Consider the following 19,817-nt stretch of genomic DNA (forward strand, 5'->3'; position numbering starts at 1 on the left):
AGTTTTCAGACGGCCTGTATGGTTTTGCGGATTGCGCCGACTATCGTGTAGCCATCATTTGCCCGTCGTGAAACACCAAAACCTGTTCCGGCCAGCGCAGGGCGGCGAGGGCGAAGGGTTTGCGGCGGTATTTTTCGGGGAACTTGCGCATCCGCCAACTGGCACCGATGGAAAAATCGACGCAGAATACATTGCGTTTTGCACCGTGCCACTCATCGGCGGCTGCGGGCAGCAGGCGGCGTTCGGCGGCGACGGCGGAACTGGTCGGCAGGCGGCTGCGCCAGTAGTGGCCGATGATAACGGGAATATTGTCCCGATAGTCGTCCCACCATGCGCAGCGGCAGGTTTCCCGCCAGCGGCCGCCGGCGAAGAACGGTTGTTTGGCGGAGCGTTCGATACCGCTGGTCAGCGCCCGAATCGGGTGGGCAAGGCTGCGTGCCAAATCGTAGCGGGCGGTGGCGGGCATGGGCGGTGGCGGAATATCCGGATTTTCCGCCAACGGGGCAAAATATTGCTGCTCGTGCAGATAATCGCCATACCAATCAGCGTTTTGCAGCGTTTCGGTGAGTTGGTGGTCGAATAAGCGGTATTGTTCGACCAAGCCCATGCCGACGGCTTCGTCCAAACGTGTGAGCATATCGGGCAGCCATGCGGCGTGGACGATACGCAGGTCGCTGCGTTCCAATATCAGCGGCAGCTCGGCCAGCCAGATTTTGAGACCGGCTTTTTCACTGTCGGGCAGGGTATGCCACGGGGCGTAATTGGCGGCATCTTGTTTGGCTCTGCTGTCAAAAAACCAGCCCGAACCGTCTTTGGGGTCGTCCACCAGCAGATTTAATTCGTGGTTGCCCAATACCGCAAAAGCCTTGCTTTGGCTGTGTGCCTGCTTGAACCAGTCGAGCATGGCGGGGCTGTCGGGGCCGCGGTCGCAGAGGTCGCCGACAAATACCAGCTTGCGGCCTTGCGGGTGCGTGCCGTCGTCTTGATAACCGAGGCGGCGCAGCAGGGCTTGAAAGGCGGAAAATTCGCCGTGTACGTCGCCGACGATGTCCAGCGGCGTATCAGGCAGGGTTTGGCGGTAAAGATAAGTACTCATGTCGCTCTTGCGGCCGGTAAGGGGCGTATTTAAAATAATCGGATAACGTGAATTCACTTGAAACAATACGGCGTTGGCCCGCTTTGTTTTCTTTTAAAGTGAATTCAAGATATTGTCTCTTGCTTGCTTAAAACCGATAAAAGGAATGCGTATGCTGAAAAAACTGTTTTGTCTGGCGGCCTGCGGCTGCTTGTTGGCCGCCTGTGCGGAAACCCGTTCGCCGCGCAAGCCGCTGACTCAGGAAGAGGCGTTTGCCCGTTGCCAAAACACGGCGGCCGATGCCGACCGTGCGGGCTTTGATGCGTGCATGAAGGATAAGGGATTCCGGCGCAAAGCGGCGGCTGCGGGGTTATAACAGGCGGGGCTGTTTCTCACTTTGGCTGTTTAAAAACCCGTTATGCCCAATTTAGCTTCACAGAAACTCACTTTGCTCGTTTTGGCGAAACCTTCGGTTTTAGCTTCGCAGAAACTCGCTTTGCTCGTTTTCAGACGGCCTTTCCTTGTCCGGTTTAACATGCCTGCGCAAAATAAAGCGGTACGGCGGATTGCCCGCTCATTTTATTGAGATAGGCAAGCGTGCGTTCGGGGAAACGGATTCCGTTGACCATGCTCAAATTGCGCAGAATCGGGAAAATCAAAATATCTTCCATGCCGGGTTCGCCGCCGAGGCCGTCTGAATTCGGCGTAATCAGCTGTTCCAATTCCGCCAAATCTTCGTGGATGCGCTTCAGGTATTTGCCGCTGCGTTCCAGATTGACGGCGAAGTTGCCGATGGTTTTTTCTTTTTTGCCGACAAAATAGGCAACTGCTGATTCGGTGGCGAATTCGGGCAGGTCGAGTTTGACCATGCGGGGCTGCACCAGATGGTTGTAGTAGCCGGATACTTTGTCGAACCATGCCTGAATATCGCTGCGGATTTCACTTTTCAGACGGCCTTTGCCGCCCAACCGGTCGATATAGGCAACAATGTCGAGACTTTCGCCCATAAACGAGCCGTCGTCTTTTTCCAAAATCGGCACTTGTTTGGCACCGATCATGCTGATGGGTGTGGTTTCGTCGTCGTTGGCAAGAATAACGTTTTCCACCGCCACGCCGCACAGCCCGAAAATCATTCTGGCACGCACGCAAAACGGGCAGTGGTCGTAGATATAGAGTTTCATCTGAATATTCCCAAAAAAATCATGCCCTATTCTAAACCATCACGCCTTGCAGCAAAAGCCGCCGGGCAGCAAGGCCGTCTGAAAACCGAAGGTTTCGCCAAAACGAGCAAAGCGAGTTTCTGCGAAGCTAAAATCGGGCAAAGTGCGTTTCCGCAAAGCTAAAATCGGGTTAATCCGCAAATAAAAATTGAAGAACCGGAAAAATTTCGGCTATCATAGCAAACCATGATTGCGACAGCCGTAATGTCCGGCGCAAGCGAAAGGAGAAATGCCATGACCGATACGAACCATGCCGAAAACCCAGCGGCAAACAGCAGCCGGGAATGGCTCGAACGCTACACTTCAAACCTCAATGCGGCAGATGCCCGTTTGGTCAAAACCGCATGGCAGTTGGCGCAGCAATACTATTCCTCAGGGCAGACCGCCGCCTGCGGCGAGCCGTTACTCGACAACCTGACGGGTGCCGCCCAAATGGTAAACGAGATGGATTTGCTACCCGATGCCGTAGCGGCAACCCTGCTGGCAGGCCTGTCCGACCGTTGCGAAGGCTGGCAGGAAACCGTTACCGAACAGTGCAACGCCACCGTGTGCGAACTGGTTAAAGGCATAGACGAAGTGCAGAAGCTGACCCACTTTGCCAAAGTGGACAACCTCGCCACGCCCGAAGAATGCGCCCAACAGGCCGAAACCATGCGCAAAATGCTGCTGGCGATGGTAACCGATATCCGTGTCGTATTGATTACACTGGCGATCCGCACCCGCACCATGCAGTTTCTCGGCACGCAGCCCGACAGCGCCGAAAAACGGGAAGTGGCAAAAGAAACCCTCGACATTTTCGCCCCACTGGCCAACCGCTTGGGCGTGTGGCAGCTCAAATGGCAGCTCGAAGATCTGGGCTTCCGCCACCAACACCCCGAAAAATACAAAGAAATCGCCAAACTTTTAGACGAAAAACGCACCGAACGCCTCGAATATATCGAAAACTTCCTCAATATTCTGCGTCAGGAACTCGGCAAATACAAAATCCATTTCGAAGTCGCCGGCCGGCCGAAACACATTTATTCCATCTACAAAAAAATGGTTAAGAAAAAGCTCGGCTTCGACGGGCTTTACGACATTCGGGCAGTCCGCATTCTGGTCGATACCGTTCCCGAATGCTATACCACGCTGGGCATCGTCCACAGCCTGTGGCAGCCGATTCCGGGCGAATTTGACGACTACATCGCCAACCCCAAAGGCAACGGTTACAAATCGCTGCATACCGTGATTGTCGGGCCGGAAGACAAAGGCGTAGAAGTGCAGATACGCACTTTCGACATGCACCAGTTCAACGAATTTGGCGTTGCCGCCCACTGGCGCTACAAAGAAGGCGGCAAAGGCGATGCCGCCTACGAACAAAAAATCGCCTGGCTGCGCCAACTGCTGGACTGGCGGGAAAACATGGCCGAAAGCGGCAAAGAAGACTTGGCCGCCGCCTTTAAAACCGAACTCTTCCACGACACCATTTACGTATTGACACCGCACGGCAAAGTTTTATCGCTTCCCGCCGGCGCAACCCCCATCGACTTTGCCTACGCGCTGCACAGCAGCATCGGCGACCGTTGCCGCGGTGCCAAAGTCGAAGGGCAGATTGTGCCGCTGTCCACCCCGCTGGAAAACGGCCAGCGTGTCGAAATCATCACCGCCAAAGAAGGCAACCCCTCCGTAAACTGGCTGCACGAAGGCTGGGTCAAATCAAGCAAAGCCATCAGCAAAATCCGAGCCTTTATCCGCCAGCAAAACGCCGACGCAGTAAAAGAAGACGGACGGGCGCAGCTTGACAAACAACTCGTCAAAATCACCCCCAAGCCCAATCTGCAAGACTTGGCAGAAAAACTCGGCTTCAAAAAACTCGACGACTTATACACCGCAGTCGGACAAGGCGAAGTATCGCCCCGAGCCATTCAAAAAGTCTGCGGCACACTCAACGAACCCCCGCCGCCACCTTTGGACGAAACCACCATCGTCAAACAGTCCAAAATCAAAAAAGGCGGCAAAAACGGCATCCTAATCGACGGCGAAGACGGCCTGCTCACCACCTTGGCAAAATGCTGCAAACCCGCACCGCCCGACGACATCGTCGGCTTCGTTACCCGAGAGCGCGGCATTTCGGTACACCGCACCACTTGCCCCTCATTCCGCCACCTTGCCGAACAGTCGCCCGACAAAGTACTGAACGCAAGCTGGGCAGCGCTGCAGGAAGGACAAGTTTTCGCCGTGGACGTAGAAATCCGCGCCCAAGACCGCGGTGGCCTGTTGCGGGACGTATCCGACGCACTCGCCCGCCACAAACTCAACGTAACCGCCGTACAAACCCAATCCAAAGACTTAGAAGCCAGCATGCGCTTTACCTTGGAAGTACGCCAAGTCAGCGACTTACCCAGAGTACTCGCCAGCCTCAGCGATGTCAAAGGAGTATTGAGCGTTACACGGTTGTAGGATTGGGAGAATAAAAGGCCGTCTGAAAAATCGCTTTTCAGACGGCCTTGTTGTTCAATTTAAGCGTTGCCGGTCAATACCGGCGTTGCTGTTTATTGCTGGCGGGCGGCGTTGATGGCGTTTTGATCGGGGTTGATCAATACTTCTACGCGGCGGTTTTGGGCGCGGCCTTCAGGGGTGGCGTTGGAAGCCACCGGTTGGCGGGAGCCGTGGCCGACTGAGGTCAGGCGGTAGGCGGCTACGCCTCGGGATTGCAGGTAGCCGGAAACGGCTTGGGCGCGGCGTTGCGACAGGGGTTCGTTGATGGCATCGGAACCGGTGTTGTCGGTGTGGCCGGCAACGGTCAGGGTGGTGTCGGGGTATTGCACCAGTGTTTGGGCGGCGGTGGCCAAGGCGTTTTGGGCGGCACCGCTCAGTGAGGCGCTGTTGGTGTCGAAGGTTACGCTTTCAGGCATAACCAGTTTGATTTGGTTGCCTTGGCGTTCAACGGCTACGTTGGTGTTGGCCAGACTTTGGCGCAGTTTTTGTTCTTGGTAGTCCATATAGCCGCCTACGCCTGCACCCAATGCGCCGCAGGCAAGGGCTGAGTTACGTGCGCCTTTGCTGCCGTTGGTCAGTGCGCCGACAATGCCGCATACGGCTGCGCCGCCGAGGCTGTAAACGGCGGTTTTGCTGGCGGAAGACTGGCCGGTCATGGGGTCGGTTACGCAGCCTGCGAGTGCGAGAGGGGCGGCCAATACGGCAACGGTCAGGGGTTTCAAGATGTTCATGTGTTTTCCTTTATGGTGCGGCGGCAAGGCCGTCTGAAAATCGGGGGCAACGCCGATGGCGGGCTGCCGTTGGTTTGTGGGGCTTATCATAGCCAACATTATTGTCGGGCTGCAGCCGGTTTAACCGGATATTACACAGTTATTCACTGCGCTAACATTCAGCGTCGTTTCCGGCGCAAACGCCAGCGTTTGTAGCGGCTCAGAAACATCCATTTCAGCCGCAGCTTGACATCGTAGCCGACCGAGCCTGCGCCCAGAATCAGCAGCACTGAAGCGACGGGCAAGGCAAAATGGTGGCCGATTGCCTGATAGCCCCATGCGCCGACCACGCCGCCGACCAGAAATGCCAGCATCATGCCGCACAATAATTTAATTTTCGGTTTGTTGGCATGGACATAGCGCAATTTCGGGTTGTGCTGCTTGGAATAATACAGCACTTTGGACAATTCGATGCCCAAATCGGTTGCCGAACCGGTCATGTGCGTGGAGCGGATGGCACCGCCCGAAAGCATGGTCATCACGGTATTGTGCATACCCATAATGAAACACAGTAAAAACAGGGCCAGCGAAGGCAAGACCAGTTCGCCCCAATCGATTTTCCAATGCAGCGCCGACACGCCGAACAGCCCGAAAATCATCAGATACACGGCTTCCAGCCACAATGAAAAGCCGAAACTGCCCCGAAAACGTTGCGCCTGCGCCCAAAACACGACCCAACTGGCGTGCATTGCGCCTGCCACAAAACTCAATACGCTGATAAAAATCACCAGCGATACGCCCCATTCTCCCAAATACAGCATATCCGCCAAGAGCGACATCGAGCCGGTAACATGCGAGGTGTAGCGTGCCAGCGCAAAAAAGCCGCCGGCGTTAATCGCTCCCGCCAAAAACGCCATGATGTAGCCCAGAAAACGGAAACGGGCATCGGAAATATTCTGTTCGTGCAGATACGGGCGGTCTGCCTGCCAAAAAGACACCCGCCTCGGCTCGTGCCTGCTCCCGGAATGTTGTTTGCTCATATAATGATATTTCTCTCTGAATACTGTGTCCGGCAAAACGCTTGATGCTTGATATTTAGATTATATAGTGGATTCACTTTAAAAATATTACAACGCAAACTACCTTTTCCCAGTTTTAGCTTCGCAGAAACTCGCTACGCTCGTTTTGGCGAAACCTGCGGTTTTCAGACGGCATTTATGTGGAATTTAAAAAACACGTGCATGCGTGGGCAAGCACGCTACCCACCGTTTCCCGTCCTGCCGGTGGGAAGGGGTTAGGGAAAGAGTGGTTCACTTGGGTTGTAATATTTTTTGGTTAATTCACTATAGCCTGCCGCCGCTTGCGCCGTCTGCCCGAAATGACGTACATTATCCCGACTTCCGTCCCAATCAGAAAGGAACAAAAATGAAAACGCTTCGCTACGCCCTGCCCGCTGCCGCTGCGCTGCTGCTTGCCGCCTGCGCCGCCACGCCCGAACAGCTTGCCCAGCGTGCGGCGACGCAAAAACGTTACGAACAAAATCTGCAGCTGGCATTGGCGGCTCAGTGCGATCAAGAGACGGCTTTATTGATGCGCCGCCAGTTTGAGTTGAGCGAGCAGGCTGCGCCGTTGAGCGAAACCGACCAAGCCTTCCGCCTGCGTTATATCGATAAAACCAACGATCCGCTGTTTAAAGCCTGCTATCAAATGGCATGGCAAAACTATATTTCCCAGCAGCAGCTGCGGGAAATCCGCTACCGTCGGGATTATTGGGACGATTATTATTATCCGTTCCGCCGTCCGCTTTGGTGGTGAGGCCGTCTGAAAAGCCGTTTTTCAGACGGCTTTTGCCATCTTGGCAACAAATCAAGTCCGCCCACTGTATCGCCGCCCGAATTCCGTTTACAATAAGCCCCCTGATTGATAACGACACACACTACCATGAAAATCTGGTTCGGTCAGCGCCGTGTGCCTGACTTTTTGCAAGGCTCTGCCGTAACCATCGGCAATTTCGACGGCGTTCATCTCGGCCATCAGCATATTCTGCAACAACTCAAACGCAAGGCGGACGAATTGGGGCTGCCGGTGGTGGTTGTGGTATTCGAGCCGCAGCCCAAGGAATTTTTTGCCAAACAAAACGCTCTGCCGCAGCCTTACCGCATTTCGCCGCTGCGTACCAAGCTGGAACTGCTGGCGCAAACCGGCTGCGTTGATGCGGTGTGGGTGCTGCGTTTCAACCGCCGCTTTGCCGCCATGAGTGCGCAGGACTTTATCGACCGGCTGCTGCGGCAACGGCTCAATACCCGCTATCTGCTGATTGGCGACGATTTCCGTTTCGGCTCGGGGCGGGAAGGCTGTTTCGAGATGTTGGCGGCGTGTCCGGATATGCAGACCGAGCGCACGCCTTCGGTGATTGTGGACGACATCCGCACCAGCAGCACCGCCGTGCGTCAGGCACTTTCAGACGGCCTGCTGCCGTATGCCCGCAAGCTGTCGGGACACGATTATGTTTTAAGCGGCAAAGTGCGCCACGGTAAAAAACTCGGCCGCACCATCAATGCGCCCACCGCCAATATCCAGCTGCCGCCGCACCATTATCCGCTCAGCGGCGTGTTTGTGATTGAGGCGGACGGGGCATTCGGCACCCGCCGGGGGGTGGCGAGTTTCGGGCTGAATCCGACCGTCAGCAGCAGCAACCGGCAAAAGCTGGAAGTGCATTTGTTCGACTTTGACGGCAATCTCTACGGCTGCCGTCTGAATATCCGTTTTCTGCACAAGCTGCGGGACGAAGCCAAGTTCGACAGTTTGGACGATTTGAAGGAACAAATCCGGCAAGACATCGCCGCCGCCCGTGCGTGGCTGCCTTAATCGTTTTACCCCTTATAAAAAACCGACAATTCCGATACAATAAGTTTTCCGATTTTTTATCCCGCAACGGTTTCTGCGAAGCCAAAACCGTTGCGGCAAACCACAACAAATCCCACCGAGATACCGAAATGACCGATTACAGTAAAACCGTAAACCTGCTTGAAAGCCCGTTCCCGATGCGGGGCAATCTGGCCAAGCGTGAACCTGCATGGCTGAAAAGCTGGTATGAACAAAAACGTTATCAAAAACTGCGCCAAATCGCCAAAGGCCGCCCGAAATTCATTCTTCACGACGGCCCGCCGTATGCCAACGGCGATATCCACACCGGCCATGCCGTCAATAAAATCCTGAAAGACATCATTATCCGCAGCAAAACCCAAGCCGGTTTTGATGCGCCCTACGTTCCGGGCTGGGACTGCCACGGCCTGCCGATTGAAGTGATGGTGGAAAAGCTGCACGGTAAAGATATGCCCAAAGCCCGTTTCCGGGAACTCTGCCGGGAATACGCCGCCGAACAGATTGCCCGCCAGAAAAAAGACTTTATCCGCTTGGGCGTATTGGGCGACTGGGACAACCCTTATCTGACCATGGATTTTAAAACCGAAGCCGACACGGTGCGTACTTTGGGCGAAATCTACCAATCGGGCTATCTCTACCGAGGTGCCAAACCGGTTCAATTCTGCTTGGACTGCGGCTCGTCTCTGGCGGAAGCCGAAGTCGAATATAAAGACAAAATCTCGCCTGCGATTGATGTGGCCTATCTGTTTAAAGACAACGCCGCCCTTGCCGCCGCATTCGGTTTGGACAACATTGACGGCGAAGCCTTTGCCGTGATTTGGACAACCACGCCGTGGACTTTGCCCGCCAGTCAAGCGATTTCCGCCGGTGCCGATGTGGTGTACCAACTGATCGATACGCCGAAAGGCAAGCTGGTGCTGGCAAAAGATTTGGCCGAAGATGCGCTCAAACGCTATCAGTTTTCAGACGGCCTTGCCGTGTTGGCGGAAACCACCGGCGACAAGCTGGAAAACCTGCATCTCAACCACCCGTTTATCGAGCGTGATATTCCGCTGCTCAACGGCGAACACGTTACCACCGATGCCGGTACCGGCTTGGTACATACCGCACCGGCGCACGGCTTGGAAGACTATTTCGTCTGCAACAAATACGGCATCGAACTCTATAATCCGGTCAATGCCGAAGGCCGCTACACCGCCGAAGTTCCCCGTGTTGCCGGCATGACCGTGTGGGATGCCAATCCGGTAATTCTCGACTGGCTGCAGGAAGAAAACCGCCTGCTGGCAAGCAGCAAGCTGGAACACAGCTACGCCCACTGCTGGCGGCACAAAACCCCGCTGATCTACCGTGCCACCGGCCAATGGTTTATCGGCATGGACAAAGCCGGCACAGACGGCAAAACCCTGCGCAACAAAGCCATGAAAGCGGTGGACGATACCGAATTTTTCCCGTCTTGGGGCCGAGCTCGCTTAGAAGCCATGATTGAAGGCCGTCCGGACTGGGTCGTTTCCCGCCAACGCTACTGGGGTACGCCGATGACTTTCTTTGTCCACAAAGAAACCGGCGAGCTGCACCCGAATTCCGCCGAACTGTTGGAACAAGTCGCCCAGCGCATCGAGAAAAAAGGCATCGAAGCCTGGTTCGAACTCGATAAAAGCGAACTCTTAAGCGCCGAAGACTGCGAACAATACGACAAACTCTCCGACACCATGGACGTTTGGTTCGACTCCGGCTCAACCCACTACGCCGTGTTGAAACAGCGTGAAGAATTGGCATGGCCCGCCGACCTCTACCTCGAAGGCAGCGACCAACACCGCGGCTGGTTCCAATCCTCCATGCTCACCGGCTGCGCTTCCTCTTTGGGCCGCGCACCGTACAAACAGCTGCTGACCCACGGTTTCGTCGTCGATCAAAACGGCCGCAAAATGTCGAAATCCATCGGCAACGTGGTTGCCCCGCAGGAAGTGTACAACGAATTCGGCGCCGACATTCTGCGCCTGTGGGTCGCCTCCACCGACTATTCGGGCGAATTGGCATTGTCTAAAGAAATCCTCAAACGAGTAACCGAAAGCTACCGCCGCATCCGCAACACCCTGAGCTTCCTGTTTGCCAACCTGAGCGACTTCAACCCCATCGAACACGCCGTACCGCAGGACCAAATGGTCGAAATCGACCGCTACGCCCTGATTCTGGCACGCCGTCTGCAAGAACGCTTAGCAGGCGACTACTACCCCCGCTACACCTTCCATCTGGCGGTGAAAGACATTGTTGCCTTCTGCTCCGAAGACTTGGGCGCATTCTACCTCGACATTCTGAAAGACCGCCTCTACACCACACAGGCCGACAGCCACGCCCGCCGCAGCGCCCAAACAGCACTGTACCACATCACCCGCAGCCTCGTATTGCTGATTGCTCCGGTATTGTGTTTCACCGGCGAAGAAGCATGGGACATCATCGGCGGCGGCGAAGAAGACAGCGTCCTCTTCCACACATGGCACGAATTCCCAAGCATTCCGGAAAAAAGCGAAGCCGCATTGGTGGAAAAATGGAACCGCCTGCGCCAAGTACGGGAAGCCGTTACCGCCGCCATCGAACCGCTGCGCAGCGACAAAACCGTCGGCTCGTCGCTGCAGGCCGAAGTGGCCATCACCGCCCCCGAAGACGTGTATCAGGCACTGGAAACCCTCGGCAGCGAACTGCGTTTCGCCCTGCTGGTATCCAAAGCCGAACTGACCAAAGGCAGCGAACTGACCGTCAGCGCCAAAGCCAGCACCGGCAAAAAATGCGAACGCTGCTGGCACTACACCGACGATGTCGGCACCGTCGCAGGCCATGAAACCATCTGCAAACGCTGTGCAGACAACGTCGAAGGCAAAGGCGAAGAACGCCATTACGCCTGATAACGCCTAACCCGCTTCAGCAATAAACCACAGGCCGTCTGAAAATCGATTTTCAGACGGCCTGTTTCTATTGTTTCTATCGTGAAACAACCCTGTTTCACGGCATCTCCAAACGGCAAATCAATGCCATAGTACTTTATCGGAAATTACACTATAATGTGCCTTAACAAATTTTAATACACAATAGAGGCCGTCTGAAAATGTCCACCAAAACCCCGTCGCTGTTTGGCGGCTCGATGATTATCGCCGGTACGATTATCGGTGCCGGTATGCTCGCCAACCCCACCGCCACTTCAGGCGTATGGTTCACCGGCTCGCTGCTGGTGCTGCTCTACACTTGGTTTTCCATGCTCTCCAGCGGGCTGATGATTCTGGAAGTCAATACCCATTATCCGCACGGAGCCAGTTTTGACACCATGGTCAAAGACTTGCTCGGCAACACTTTAAACATTATCAACGGCTTGGCAGTCGCATTCGTCCTCTACCTGCTGACTTATGCCTATATCTTTGTCGGCGGCGATTTGACGGCGCAAGGCTTGGGCAGTTTGAGCGGACAAGACGTGGCGCTTCCGGTTGGCCAGTTGGTGTTTTTCGGCATTTTGGCGTTTTGCGTGTGGCTCTCTACCCGTTTGGTGGACCGCCTGACCAGCGTCTTAATCGGCGGCATGGTGATTACTTTTTTCTGGGCAACAGGCGGGCTGATGACCCATGTCAAACTACCGGTTCTGCTCGACAGCGCCGCACCCGCAGACACACATTACTGGATTTACGCCGCCACTGCACTCCCCGTCTGTCTCGCTTCGTTCGGCTTTCACGGCAACGTATCCAGCCTGTTGAAATACTTTCGGGGCGATGCCCCAAAAGTCGCCAAAGCCCTGAAAGCCGGTACGCTGATTGCGTTGGTGATTTATATCTTGTGGCAGCTCTCGATTCACGGCAACCTACCCCGCTATGCGTTTGCGCCGGTGATTGCCGCCGAAGGCAAAGTATCGGTTTTAATTGAAACCCTGTCGCAGTTCGTGCCGACCGGCAGCATGGATTTGATTTTATCCTTCTTCGCCTATATGGCGATTGCCACCTCGTTCCTCGGCGTAACCTTGGGTCTGTTCGACTACATTGCCGATATTTTCAAATGGAACGACAGCGCCGTCGGCCGCAGCAAAACCGCCGCCCTAACCTTCTTGCCGCCGCTGATCTGCTGTCTGCTGTTCCCGACTGGCTTCGTTACCGCCATCGGCTACGTCGGTTTGGCCGCCACCATCTGGACAGCACTGATTCCCGCAATGCTGCTCTACCGTGCCAGACAAAAATTCGGCGCAGGCCGCAGCTACCAAGTTCAAGGCGGCGTGGCACTGATGATTTGGGTGTTCCTGTTCGGCATCGTCAATATCGCCGCCCAAATCCTCAGCCAGCTCGAACTGGTTCCCGTATTCAAAGGCTGATTTTCAGACGGCCTGATGCGGAAAAGACGGCGGAAAATATTTCCGCCGTCCCAACAACACCTTTGGACACCGCCATGTACGACCATATCCGCTTCCACACCGACGAAGACTACCCCGCCGACCTACCGCCCGAACACGCCGCCACCCATATCGGCATGTATTGGCGCTGGGCAGCCAGTCAAGGCCTGCACAATCCCGTGTGGCAAAACACCCCCGAAACCGCCGCCGACTTCGCCGCCATGCAGTCCGGCACCATCAGCGGTGCCGCTTTCCTGCTCAAACACATGGACGGCGCACTCACGCCCGACGACTTCAACGAATCAGGCCGCCGCTTCACCGAATTTTATTACGACGACGAAGAAGACGGTTACGGCAGCTTTATGGAAGATTACATCCGCACCCTCGACACCCCGTCGCTCGGCGGGCTGTACCACGTTGCCGACAACGCCGAAAACTATGCTAAACTTGCCCCCGTTTTTCAGACGGCCTTTACCCGCTGGCAAAACAGCCTAAAACCAGATTCCCCCATCAAACAGCCCGCCCAAACCGGCAACGACACATTATGAAAACGCCTCTCGACATCTGCGTCAACCGCTTCCGCCCCGGCGGCGGCATGGAAAGCTACACCTTTGATTTAGTACGCGGATTTTCCGACATTGCCGACATCACCGTATTCGCCGCCTACATCGACAGCAGCGTGCCGGAATACGCCCAAACCGCCACGCAGCTGATCCGTCAAAAACACATTCCGAAAAAACTGCGGCCGTTTTGGTTCAGCAAGCAGCTTGAGAAAGCCAGAAAAGGCAGAAACATTCCGCTGATTGCCTGCAACCAAAGCGATCACGCCGATATTTTCATCTGCGGCGGCACACACTTAGGCTATCTTGCCGCCATGGGTCAATCCGCCAATTTAATCGACCGCCTCGCCATACACCGCAACCGCAGCAACTACGCCAGCGCCCGCCTGATTATGGCACATTCACACTTAATGAAACGGGAACTGATCGAACTTTACGGCATTTCGCCCGACAAAATCCGTGTCGTCCACCCGCCTGCAGACACCGCACGTTTCCGACCGGCAGCAGACGAAACCGAAATCCGCCACACACGGCAACGCTACGGTTTTCAAGACCACGAAACCGTATTTCTATTTCCCTCGACAGGCCACAAACGCAAAGGCTTGGATTTGCTCGCCGCCTTTTTCGAGCAAACCGATTTACCGGTCAAACTGGCAGTTGCCGGTTCGCCACTCCCCCGCCCGATGAAAAACGTCATCGGTTTGGGCTTCTGCAACAATATGCCCGAACTCTACCGAGCCGCCGACTTCACCATCATGGCCTCACTTTACGAGCCATTCGGTTTGGTCGGCGTAGAATCGGTTTTGTGCGGCACACGGGTCGTATTGGCCGACAATATGGCATGCAGCGAAGTATTAAACAGCCATGCCGGCTTTTTCTTTTCCCGCCAAAATCCCGCAACCTTGGCACAAGCCGTAGCACAGGCGGTTACGCTCAAACAGAGCGGCCGCCATAAAATAACCGACCCGATGTCGGCATTGGATTACCGGCCGGATTTGGCACACCATATCCGCCAAACGCAGGCGATGTTGGCAGAATGCCGCTGAAGCCGTCTGAAAACCCCGTTATCAAACCACAAACCACCCAAATACCATGAAACTCATCATTCTCGACCGAGACGGCGTGATTAATCAAGACCGAGACGATTTTGTCAAATCCGCTGACGAGTGGATTCCGCTCGAAGGCAGCATGGATGCCATCGCCTTTCTGACCGAAGCGGGCTACACCGTTGCCGTGGCGACCAACCAATCCGGCATCGGCCGCAAATACTTTACCATTCAGGATTTAACCGAAATGCACGCCAAAATGCACCGTTTGATCGTGCAGGCCGGCGGTGTGATTGACGGCATCTGGTTTTGCCCGCATTTAGCAGACGACCATTGCCGATGCCGCAAACCGGCACCGGGCATGATTCAGGACATTATCGAACGCTTCAAAGCCGACCCCGAACAAACCTGGCTGGTCGGCGACAGTCTGCGGGATTTGCAGGCGATTGACGCAGTTGGCGGCAAAGCGGCGCTGGTACTCACCGGAAAAGGCAAAAAAACCTTGTCGGAAAAAGAACACGAACTACCGGAAAATACGCAGATTTTTGACGATTTGCTGGCATTTGCCAATTATCTTACCCAAACCGACCACAGCGAAGCCGTCTGAAAACGAATGAAATGAGTTTCTGCGAAGCTAAAACGAGTAAAGCGAGTTTCTGCGAAGCTAAAACAGAATACCGTTTCCGCCCGCCAACCCCATTTTTCAGACGGCCTATCAAATATTAAAACATTATGTTACTGATTAGAAACCTAATTTACTGGCTGATTCTCACCATCAGCCTGATTACCCTGTTCCCCTTTATGCTGCTCGGCGCACTGTTGCCCGTTGGCGCACACCCCGTGGCGCTGCTGTGGGTACGCATTCTCAACGCCTCGCTCAAACACATTATCGGGCTGAAATACAGTGTTACCGGCGCTGAAAATATCCCCGCCGCCCCCGCCGTTATTTGCGCCAAACACCAAAGCGGCTGGGAAACGCTGGCGCTGCAGGAAATTTTTCCGCCGCAAGTCTATGTTGCCAAAAAAGAATTATTTAAAATCCCCTTTTTCGGCTGGGGGTTGAAACTGGTGAAAACCATCGGCATCGACCGCAACAACCGCCGCGAAGCCAACGAGCAGCTGCTCAAACAGGGCTTGGCACGCAAAAACGAAGGCTTTTGGATTACCATTTTCCCCGAAGGCACCCGCCATCCGCCCGGCACGCACGGCAAATACAAGCTCGGCGGCGCACGCATGGCAAAAATGTTTGAAATGGACATCGTACCTGTCGCCCTCAACAGCGGCGAATTTTGGCCGAAAAACTCATTTCTGAAATATCCCGGCACCATCAGCGTGGTTATCGGCAAACCGATTGCCCACCACAGCGGCAGCGAAGCCGAATTAATGGCGCAATGCGAACACTGGATTGAAGCACGCCAAGCCGAAATCACCGGACAAGGCCCGTTTGCCCCCAAACAGGCCGTCTGAAAATGCCCCTGTTCCAGCACACACTTGCCGACGGCCGCACCATCAGCATCCAATTCAAACGCAGCGCCAGAAAAAACCTGATACTGCGGCCGCTCGACCGCCACAGTATCAGCATCAATATACCGCCGTTTCTCAGCGATGCCGCATTCAAAAAATGGCTCGCCGACAACGAAGCCCTGCTGCTCAAAACGCTGGCGAAAACACCGCAAGAACGCAGCGACACCCGCCCCAGCCACATCTGGTTTCACGGCATAGCCCTGAATGTGGCGGAACACAGCGGCAACACCATTCTCCAAACGCCGTCTGAAATCCTGTTACCGCCGCAAGACTGGCCGCAACAAAAAGAACAACTGCGCCGCTTTCTTATCGACCAAGCCTCCGACTACCTGTTGCCCCGCCTCGCCCGCCACGCCGCAACACTGCAGCTCCACCCCGCCGCCACCGCCCTCAGCAACGCCAAAACCTTTTGGGGCGTATGCCGCCGCAACAGCGGAATCCGCCTCAACTGGCGGCTGATCGGCGCTCCCGAATTCGTTGCCGACTACGTGTGCATACACGAACTGTGCCACTTACCCCACCCCGACCACAGCCCCCGTTTCTGGGCATTGGTCAACCGCCACACCCCGCACACCGAAGCCGCCAAACGCTGGCTGAAACAGCACGGGAATGCATTATTTGCGTTGGACAAATAAAACCAAAGCCGTCTGAAAACCGATTATCGATTTTCAGACGGCCTGTTTTACCATATCTGCAACCGTTTCCACTTACGAAAACGGCTTCAGAACAAGATTATTTGTTGTCCGGTTTGGTGGTGGTCGGAGCGGTCAGCGGCAGTTCGGGCAGAATGCGGGCTGCTTCGGGAACTGAGCCGGACAGGGTGTTCAGGAAGGCAACGATGTTGTCCACGTCTTCCTGCGGCAATTCTTTGCCCAGTTGTGCTTGACCCATGATTTTCACGGCTTTATCCAATTCCCAAACGCTACCGTTGTGGAAATACGGATAGGTTTTGGCCACGTTGCGCAAGCCCGGTACACGGAAGAAGAATTCGTCCGCTGCGTTTTTGCTCACGTCGGCACGGCCTTTGTCGTGTTTCGGGTCTTCGATAAATTTCCAGTACGGGCCTTGTACCAAGCCGAATTTTTGGAAGGAATTGCCGCCGAGGCCGACACCGTTGTGGCAGGCAATACAGCCGTTATCCATAAAGGCCCGCACGCCTTTGCGTTCTTGCTCGTTCAGGGCATTGATGTCGCCTTTGAGGTAAGCGTCCCATTTGGTCGGGGTCAGCAATGTGCGTTCAAACGCAGCGATGGCGTTGGTGATGTTTTTGAACGATATGCCGCCTTCAGGGAAGGCTGTTTTAAACAGTTCTTGGTATTCCGGAATGGCGGAGATTTTTTCCACTACGGCTTCTTCGCTGGCATTGGCCATTTCAATCGGGTTCAGCAGCGGGCCGCCGGCCTGTTCTTCCACGTCTTTGGCACGGCCGTCCCAGAACTGCATTTCTAATGTGGCGGCATTCAGCGCAGTCGGTGAGTTGCGGCCGCCGAAACCGCCTTTGTGGCCAGGGCTGGTCGGCAGATTGTCCACGCCGGAAGTGGCTAAGTTGTGGCAGGAGTTGCAGCTTACGGTATTGCCTTTGGACAAGCGCGGTTCAAACCATAATTGGTGGCCGAGTTTGACTTGTTCGGCGGTAAATGGACGGATTTTCTGCATATCTTCATCGCTCGGCAGCGGTTTGAAGATGCCTTGCGCCCGTTTGAGCAGCTCTTGCTCTTCCTGTGGCGCATTTTGAACCGATGCCGGTGCAGCGGCTTCCACGGCGGAAGCGGCTTCGGCCGGTTTTTCTACCGGTTCGGCAGCTTTGTCGCCACAGGCTGCGAGCGCTGCGGCCACTGCGAATGATAAGCCGAGTTTGCTGAAAATCGGATATTTCATGGAGGTGTTCCTTATTTTGGTTTTTACGGCAGCTGCGTTGCGGCAGCCGGTGTTTTTAGTTTATGTAAAGTATAGAAAAGAAATTTCAGACGGCTTTTGTGATAAATCAAGTTTTCACCCGCCATAGGTTTTTGCTATTTTACTGATAGCCTGTTTTCCGACATGTTTTTTTAAATAAACCGAAATCAATAAATTACGGCTTATTACTTGCACCGCTGCAATGATTGTTTTAAAGTTAGGCACAATTATTTTCTGGAACGATAGACATGAACATTACCGTAATGGGCGCAGGTTCTTGGGGGACTGCGCTGGCGCTTCACTTTGCCCGCCACGGCCACCGTGTTGCCCTGTGGGCGCGCAATCCGCAACACATTAAAGCCTTGCAGGACGACCGTGAAAACAAACACGCCCTACCCGGTTTCGCCTTTCCCGACACGCTGACCGCCCACAGCGATTTGGGTGATGCGCTGCATGATTCGGAACTGGTATTGGTTGTTACCTCGGTTGCCGGCCTGCGCAACAGCGCCGAAATGCTCAAAGATCATCAAGCCGGCCATCTTCCGGTATTGGCGGCATGCAAAGGCTTCGAACAGGACACCGGTCTTTTAACGTTCCAAGTATTGAAAGAAGTGTTGCCGGACAACAAATGTATCGGCGTATTGTCCGGCCCGAGCTTTGCGCAGGAATTGGCCAAACAGTTGCCGTGCGCCGTGGTTTTGGCATCCGAAAACAAAGAATGGATCGAATCCCTCGTTCCCGCCTTAAACAGCCATGTGATGCGGCTCTACGGCAGCAACGACGTGATTGGCGTTGCCGTCGGCGGCGCAGTCAAAAACGTGATGGCGATTGCCACCGGCCTTTCAGACGGCCTCGAATACGGCCTGAATGCCCGTGCCGCACTGGTTACCCGAGGCTTGGCAGAAATTACCCGTTTGGCCGTTGCCATGGGTGCGCAACCGAAAACCATGATGGGCTTGGCCGGCATGGGCGACCTGATTCTGACCTGCACCGGCGCACTTTCCCGCAACCGCCGTGTCGGCTTGGGCTTGGCCGAAGGCAAAGAACTTCATCAGGTTTTAAAAGAAATCGGCCACGTTTCCGAAGGGGTCAGCACCATCGAAGAAGTGTTCAACACCGCCTGCAAATACCAAATCGACATGCCGATTACCCAAACTCTGCTGTATCTGATCCGTCAGGAAATGACCCCGTCGCAAGTCGTCAGCCGCCTGATGGACCGAGACACCCGCTTTGAATAACACAACCAAAACGGCGCAGCAGTAAGGCCGTCTGAAAATCAGCGAAGCGGGTTTTAGCGAAAATAAAACCCGTTTTTCAGGCGGCCTCAGCCGCAATTTGACAGCCTTGCAGCGAAACACTTATAGTGCAGCCCTCGCAAAGCAACCAAACAACCCGCCCTATTTTCCCAAAGATACCGGCCATGAACCCATCACTAGACAAATTAGAAATCAGCGTTTACCAGCTTGCCCAAAAATTTGAAACCCTGATCGGCGAAAACCGCCGCCTGCTGGAAGAAATCCAACGCCTGCACACCGAACAGGCGCAACAAAAACAGGAACACGAAACCGCCGTCAGCGAATTGAGCGAAGCGCTGCTGGTACAAGTCGGCAAACTCAAAGAAGACCTGCAGGGCAAGTTTGACCGCCTCACCGAAGAAAACGCCCGCTACCGCAGCGCCTTGGAACAAAGTGCCGAAAAAATCCGCCAACTGATGGCACGCCTTCCGGCAGAACAACCGACCGATAAGGAAAACGCATGAGTACCGAACAAGTCAGCCTGGAAATCATGAATACCGTCCTGACCATCAACACCCCGAGCGAAGAAAAAGCCACCCTGCTGCAAGCTGTTGATATGCTAAACAAAAAAAGTCAGGCAATTAAAGAGAGCGGCCGAATCGTCGGCAGCGACCGCATCATCATCATGGCCGCCCTCAACGTCGTCCACGACCTTTTGAAAATGAGCCTGAAAGATGATTTGGCAATCGGCGAATTTGAGCGTAAAATAACCGACATGACCGCAGCCTGCGACAAAGCGCTGGCACGGCTCAACCAAAACTGACCCT

Annotated in this window: 20 protein-coding genes; 15 read left to right on the plus strand and 5 right to left on the minus strand. The window is 54.8% G+C overall.

The features are described 5' to 3' along the window. Window positions 1-40 precede the first annotated feature (40 nt). Complete coding sequence (locus tag PJU73_RS06650; RefSeq protein WP_237091322.1) at window positions 41-1,096, minus strand: metallophosphoesterase; 1,056 nt, start codon at window positions 1,094-1,096, stop codon at window positions 41-43. Window positions 1,097-1,247: 151 nt separating this feature from the next. Between PJU73_RS06650 and PJU73_RS06655 the strand changes: the two genes are divergently transcribed. Beyond that, window positions 1,248-1,451, plus strand: coding sequence for a hypothetical protein (locus PJU73_RS06655; RefSeq protein ID WP_237091321.1), 204 nt, complete (start codon window positions 1,248-1,250; stop codon window positions 1,449-1,451). 154 nt (window positions 1,452-1,605) lie between these two features. On the opposite strand, the gene grxB is transcribed toward PJU73_RS06655, so the two are convergent. Continuing rightward, entirely contained in the window at window positions 1,606-2,256 is a 651-nt protein-coding gene (gene grxB / locus PJU73_RS06660) for a glutaredoxin 2 (RefSeq protein WP_237091320.1), read from the minus strand. Between the two features lie 21 nt (window positions 2,257-2,277). On the opposite strand from grxB, the gene PJU73_RS06665 reads away from it, so the two are divergent. After that, on the plus strand, window positions 2,278-2,418 hold the full coding sequence (locus PJU73_RS06665) for a hypothetical protein (protein WP_237091319.1): 141 nt from the start codon (window positions 2,278-2,280) through the stop codon (window positions 2,416-2,418). Window positions 2,419-2,529: 111 nt separating this feature from the next. Further along, window positions 2,530-4,734, plus strand: coding sequence for a RelA/SpoT family protein (locus PJU73_RS06670; RefSeq protein WP_237091318.1), 2,205 nt, complete (start codon window positions 2,530-2,532; stop codon window positions 4,732-4,734). Window positions 4,735-4,826: 92 nt separating this feature from the next. Here the strand turns inward: PJU73_RS06670 and PJU73_RS06675 are convergent, their stop codons facing one another. Both PJU73_RS06675 and PJU73_RS06680 read right to left on the minus strand, forming a co-directional pair. Further along, window positions 4,827-5,504, minus strand: a complete 678-nt coding sequence (locus PJU73_RS06675; protein WP_237091338.1) for a YiaD family glycine zipper/OmpA-like lipoprotein — start codon at window positions 5,502-5,504, stop codon at window positions 4,827-4,829. Window positions 5,505-5,662: 158 nt separating this feature from the next. Continuing rightward, a complete protein-coding gene (locus PJU73_RS06680) occupies window positions 5,663-6,523 on the minus strand; it encodes a YoaK family protein (RefSeq protein WP_237091317.1) in 861 nt (286 codons plus the stop codon). Window positions 6,524-6,908: 385 nt separating this feature from the next. Here PJU73_RS06680 and PJU73_RS06685 point away from each other — a divergent pair, with 385 nt between their 5' ends. From PJU73_RS06685 to PJU73_RS06725, 9 genes are all read left to right on the plus strand, one after another. Then, window positions 6,909-7,298 (plus strand): hypothetical protein, encoded by a 390-nt coding sequence (locus PJU73_RS06685; RefSeq protein WP_237091316.1) that lies wholly within the window; start codon window positions 6,909-6,911, stop codon window positions 7,296-7,298. Between the two features lie 126 nt (window positions 7,299-7,424). Next, window positions 7,425-8,351: a bifunctional riboflavin kinase/FAD synthetase gene (gene ribF, locus PJU73_RS06690; RefSeq protein ID WP_237091315.1), complete on the plus strand. Its 927-nt coding sequence runs from the start codon at window positions 7,425-7,427 to the stop codon at window positions 8,349-8,351. Between the two features lie 128 nt (window positions 8,352-8,479). Next, complete coding sequence (ileS, locus tag PJU73_RS06695; RefSeq protein WP_237091314.1) at window positions 8,480-11,269, plus strand: isoleucine--tRNA ligase; 2,790 nt, start codon at window positions 8,480-8,482, stop codon at window positions 11,267-11,269. A 200-nt stretch (window positions 11,270-11,469) separates the two neighbouring features. Next, window positions 11,470-12,711, plus strand: coding sequence for an aromatic amino acid transporter (locus tag PJU73_RS06700; RefSeq protein WP_237091313.1), 1,242 nt, complete (start codon window positions 11,470-11,472; stop codon window positions 12,709-12,711). 74 nt (window positions 12,712-12,785) lie between these two features. Further along, window positions 12,786-13,277, plus strand: coding sequence for a DUF7832 domain-containing protein (locus PJU73_RS06705; RefSeq protein ID WP_237091312.1), 492 nt, complete (start codon window positions 12,786-12,788; stop codon window positions 13,275-13,277). Then, a complete protein-coding gene (locus tag PJU73_RS06710) occupies window positions 13,274-14,335 on the plus strand; it encodes a glycosyltransferase family 4 protein (RefSeq protein WP_237091311.1) in 1,062 nt (353 codons plus the stop codon). Before PJU73_RS06705 ends, PJU73_RS06710 begins: the two co-directional genes overlap by 4 nt. Before the next feature lie 46 nt (window positions 14,336-14,381). Further along, window positions 14,382-14,942, plus strand: coding sequence for a D-glycero-beta-D-manno-heptose 1,7-bisphosphate 7-phosphatase (gene gmhB / locus PJU73_RS06715; protein WP_237091310.1), 561 nt, complete (start codon window positions 14,382-14,384; stop codon window positions 14,940-14,942). Between the two features lie 125 nt (window positions 14,943-15,067). Then, window positions 15,068-15,802, plus strand: coding sequence for a lysophospholipid acyltransferase family protein (locus PJU73_RS06720; protein WP_237091309.1), 735 nt, complete (start codon window positions 15,068-15,070; stop codon window positions 15,800-15,802). Window positions 15,803-15,804: 2 nt separating this feature from the next. After that, window positions 15,805-16,494, plus strand: a complete 690-nt coding sequence (locus PJU73_RS06725) for a M48 family metallopeptidase (protein ID WP_237091308.1) — start codon at window positions 15,805-15,807, stop codon at window positions 16,492-16,494. 97 nt (window positions 16,495-16,591) lie between these two features. On the opposite strand, the gene PJU73_RS06730 is transcribed toward PJU73_RS06725, so the two are convergent. Then, on the minus strand, window positions 16,592-17,737 hold the full coding sequence (locus PJU73_RS06730; RefSeq protein WP_237091307.1) for a cytochrome-c peroxidase: 1,146 nt from the start codon (window positions 17,735-17,737) through the stop codon (window positions 16,592-16,594). A 266-nt stretch (window positions 17,738-18,003) separates the two neighbouring features. Between PJU73_RS06730 and PJU73_RS06735 the strand changes: the two genes are divergently transcribed. The 3 genes from PJU73_RS06735 to PJU73_RS06745 all read left to right on the plus strand — a co-directional run bounded on the left by PJU73_RS06735 (window position 18,004) and on the right by PJU73_RS06745 (window position 19,813). Beyond that, window positions 18,004-18,993, plus strand: coding sequence for an NAD(P)H-dependent glycerol-3-phosphate dehydrogenase (locus PJU73_RS06735; RefSeq protein ID WP_237091306.1), 990 nt, complete (start codon window positions 18,004-18,006; stop codon window positions 18,991-18,993). A 182-nt stretch (window positions 18,994-19,175) separates the two neighbouring features. After that, a complete protein-coding gene (locus PJU73_RS06740) occupies window positions 19,176-19,514 on the plus strand; it encodes a hypothetical protein (protein WP_237091304.1) in 339 nt (112 codons plus the stop codon). After that, entirely contained in the window at window positions 19,511-19,813 is a 303-nt protein-coding gene (locus PJU73_RS06745; RefSeq protein ID WP_237091303.1) for a cell division protein ZapA, read from the plus strand. The genes PJU73_RS06740 and PJU73_RS06745 overlap by 4 nt, the downstream gene beginning before the upstream one ends. The last annotated feature ends 4 nt before the right edge of the window (window positions 19,814-19,817 follow it).

The sequence above is a fragment of the Neisseria lisongii genome, assembly GCF_028463985.1.
GTDB lineage: Bacteria > Pseudomonadota > Gammaproteobacteria > Burkholderiales > Neisseriaceae > Neisseria > Neisseria lisongii.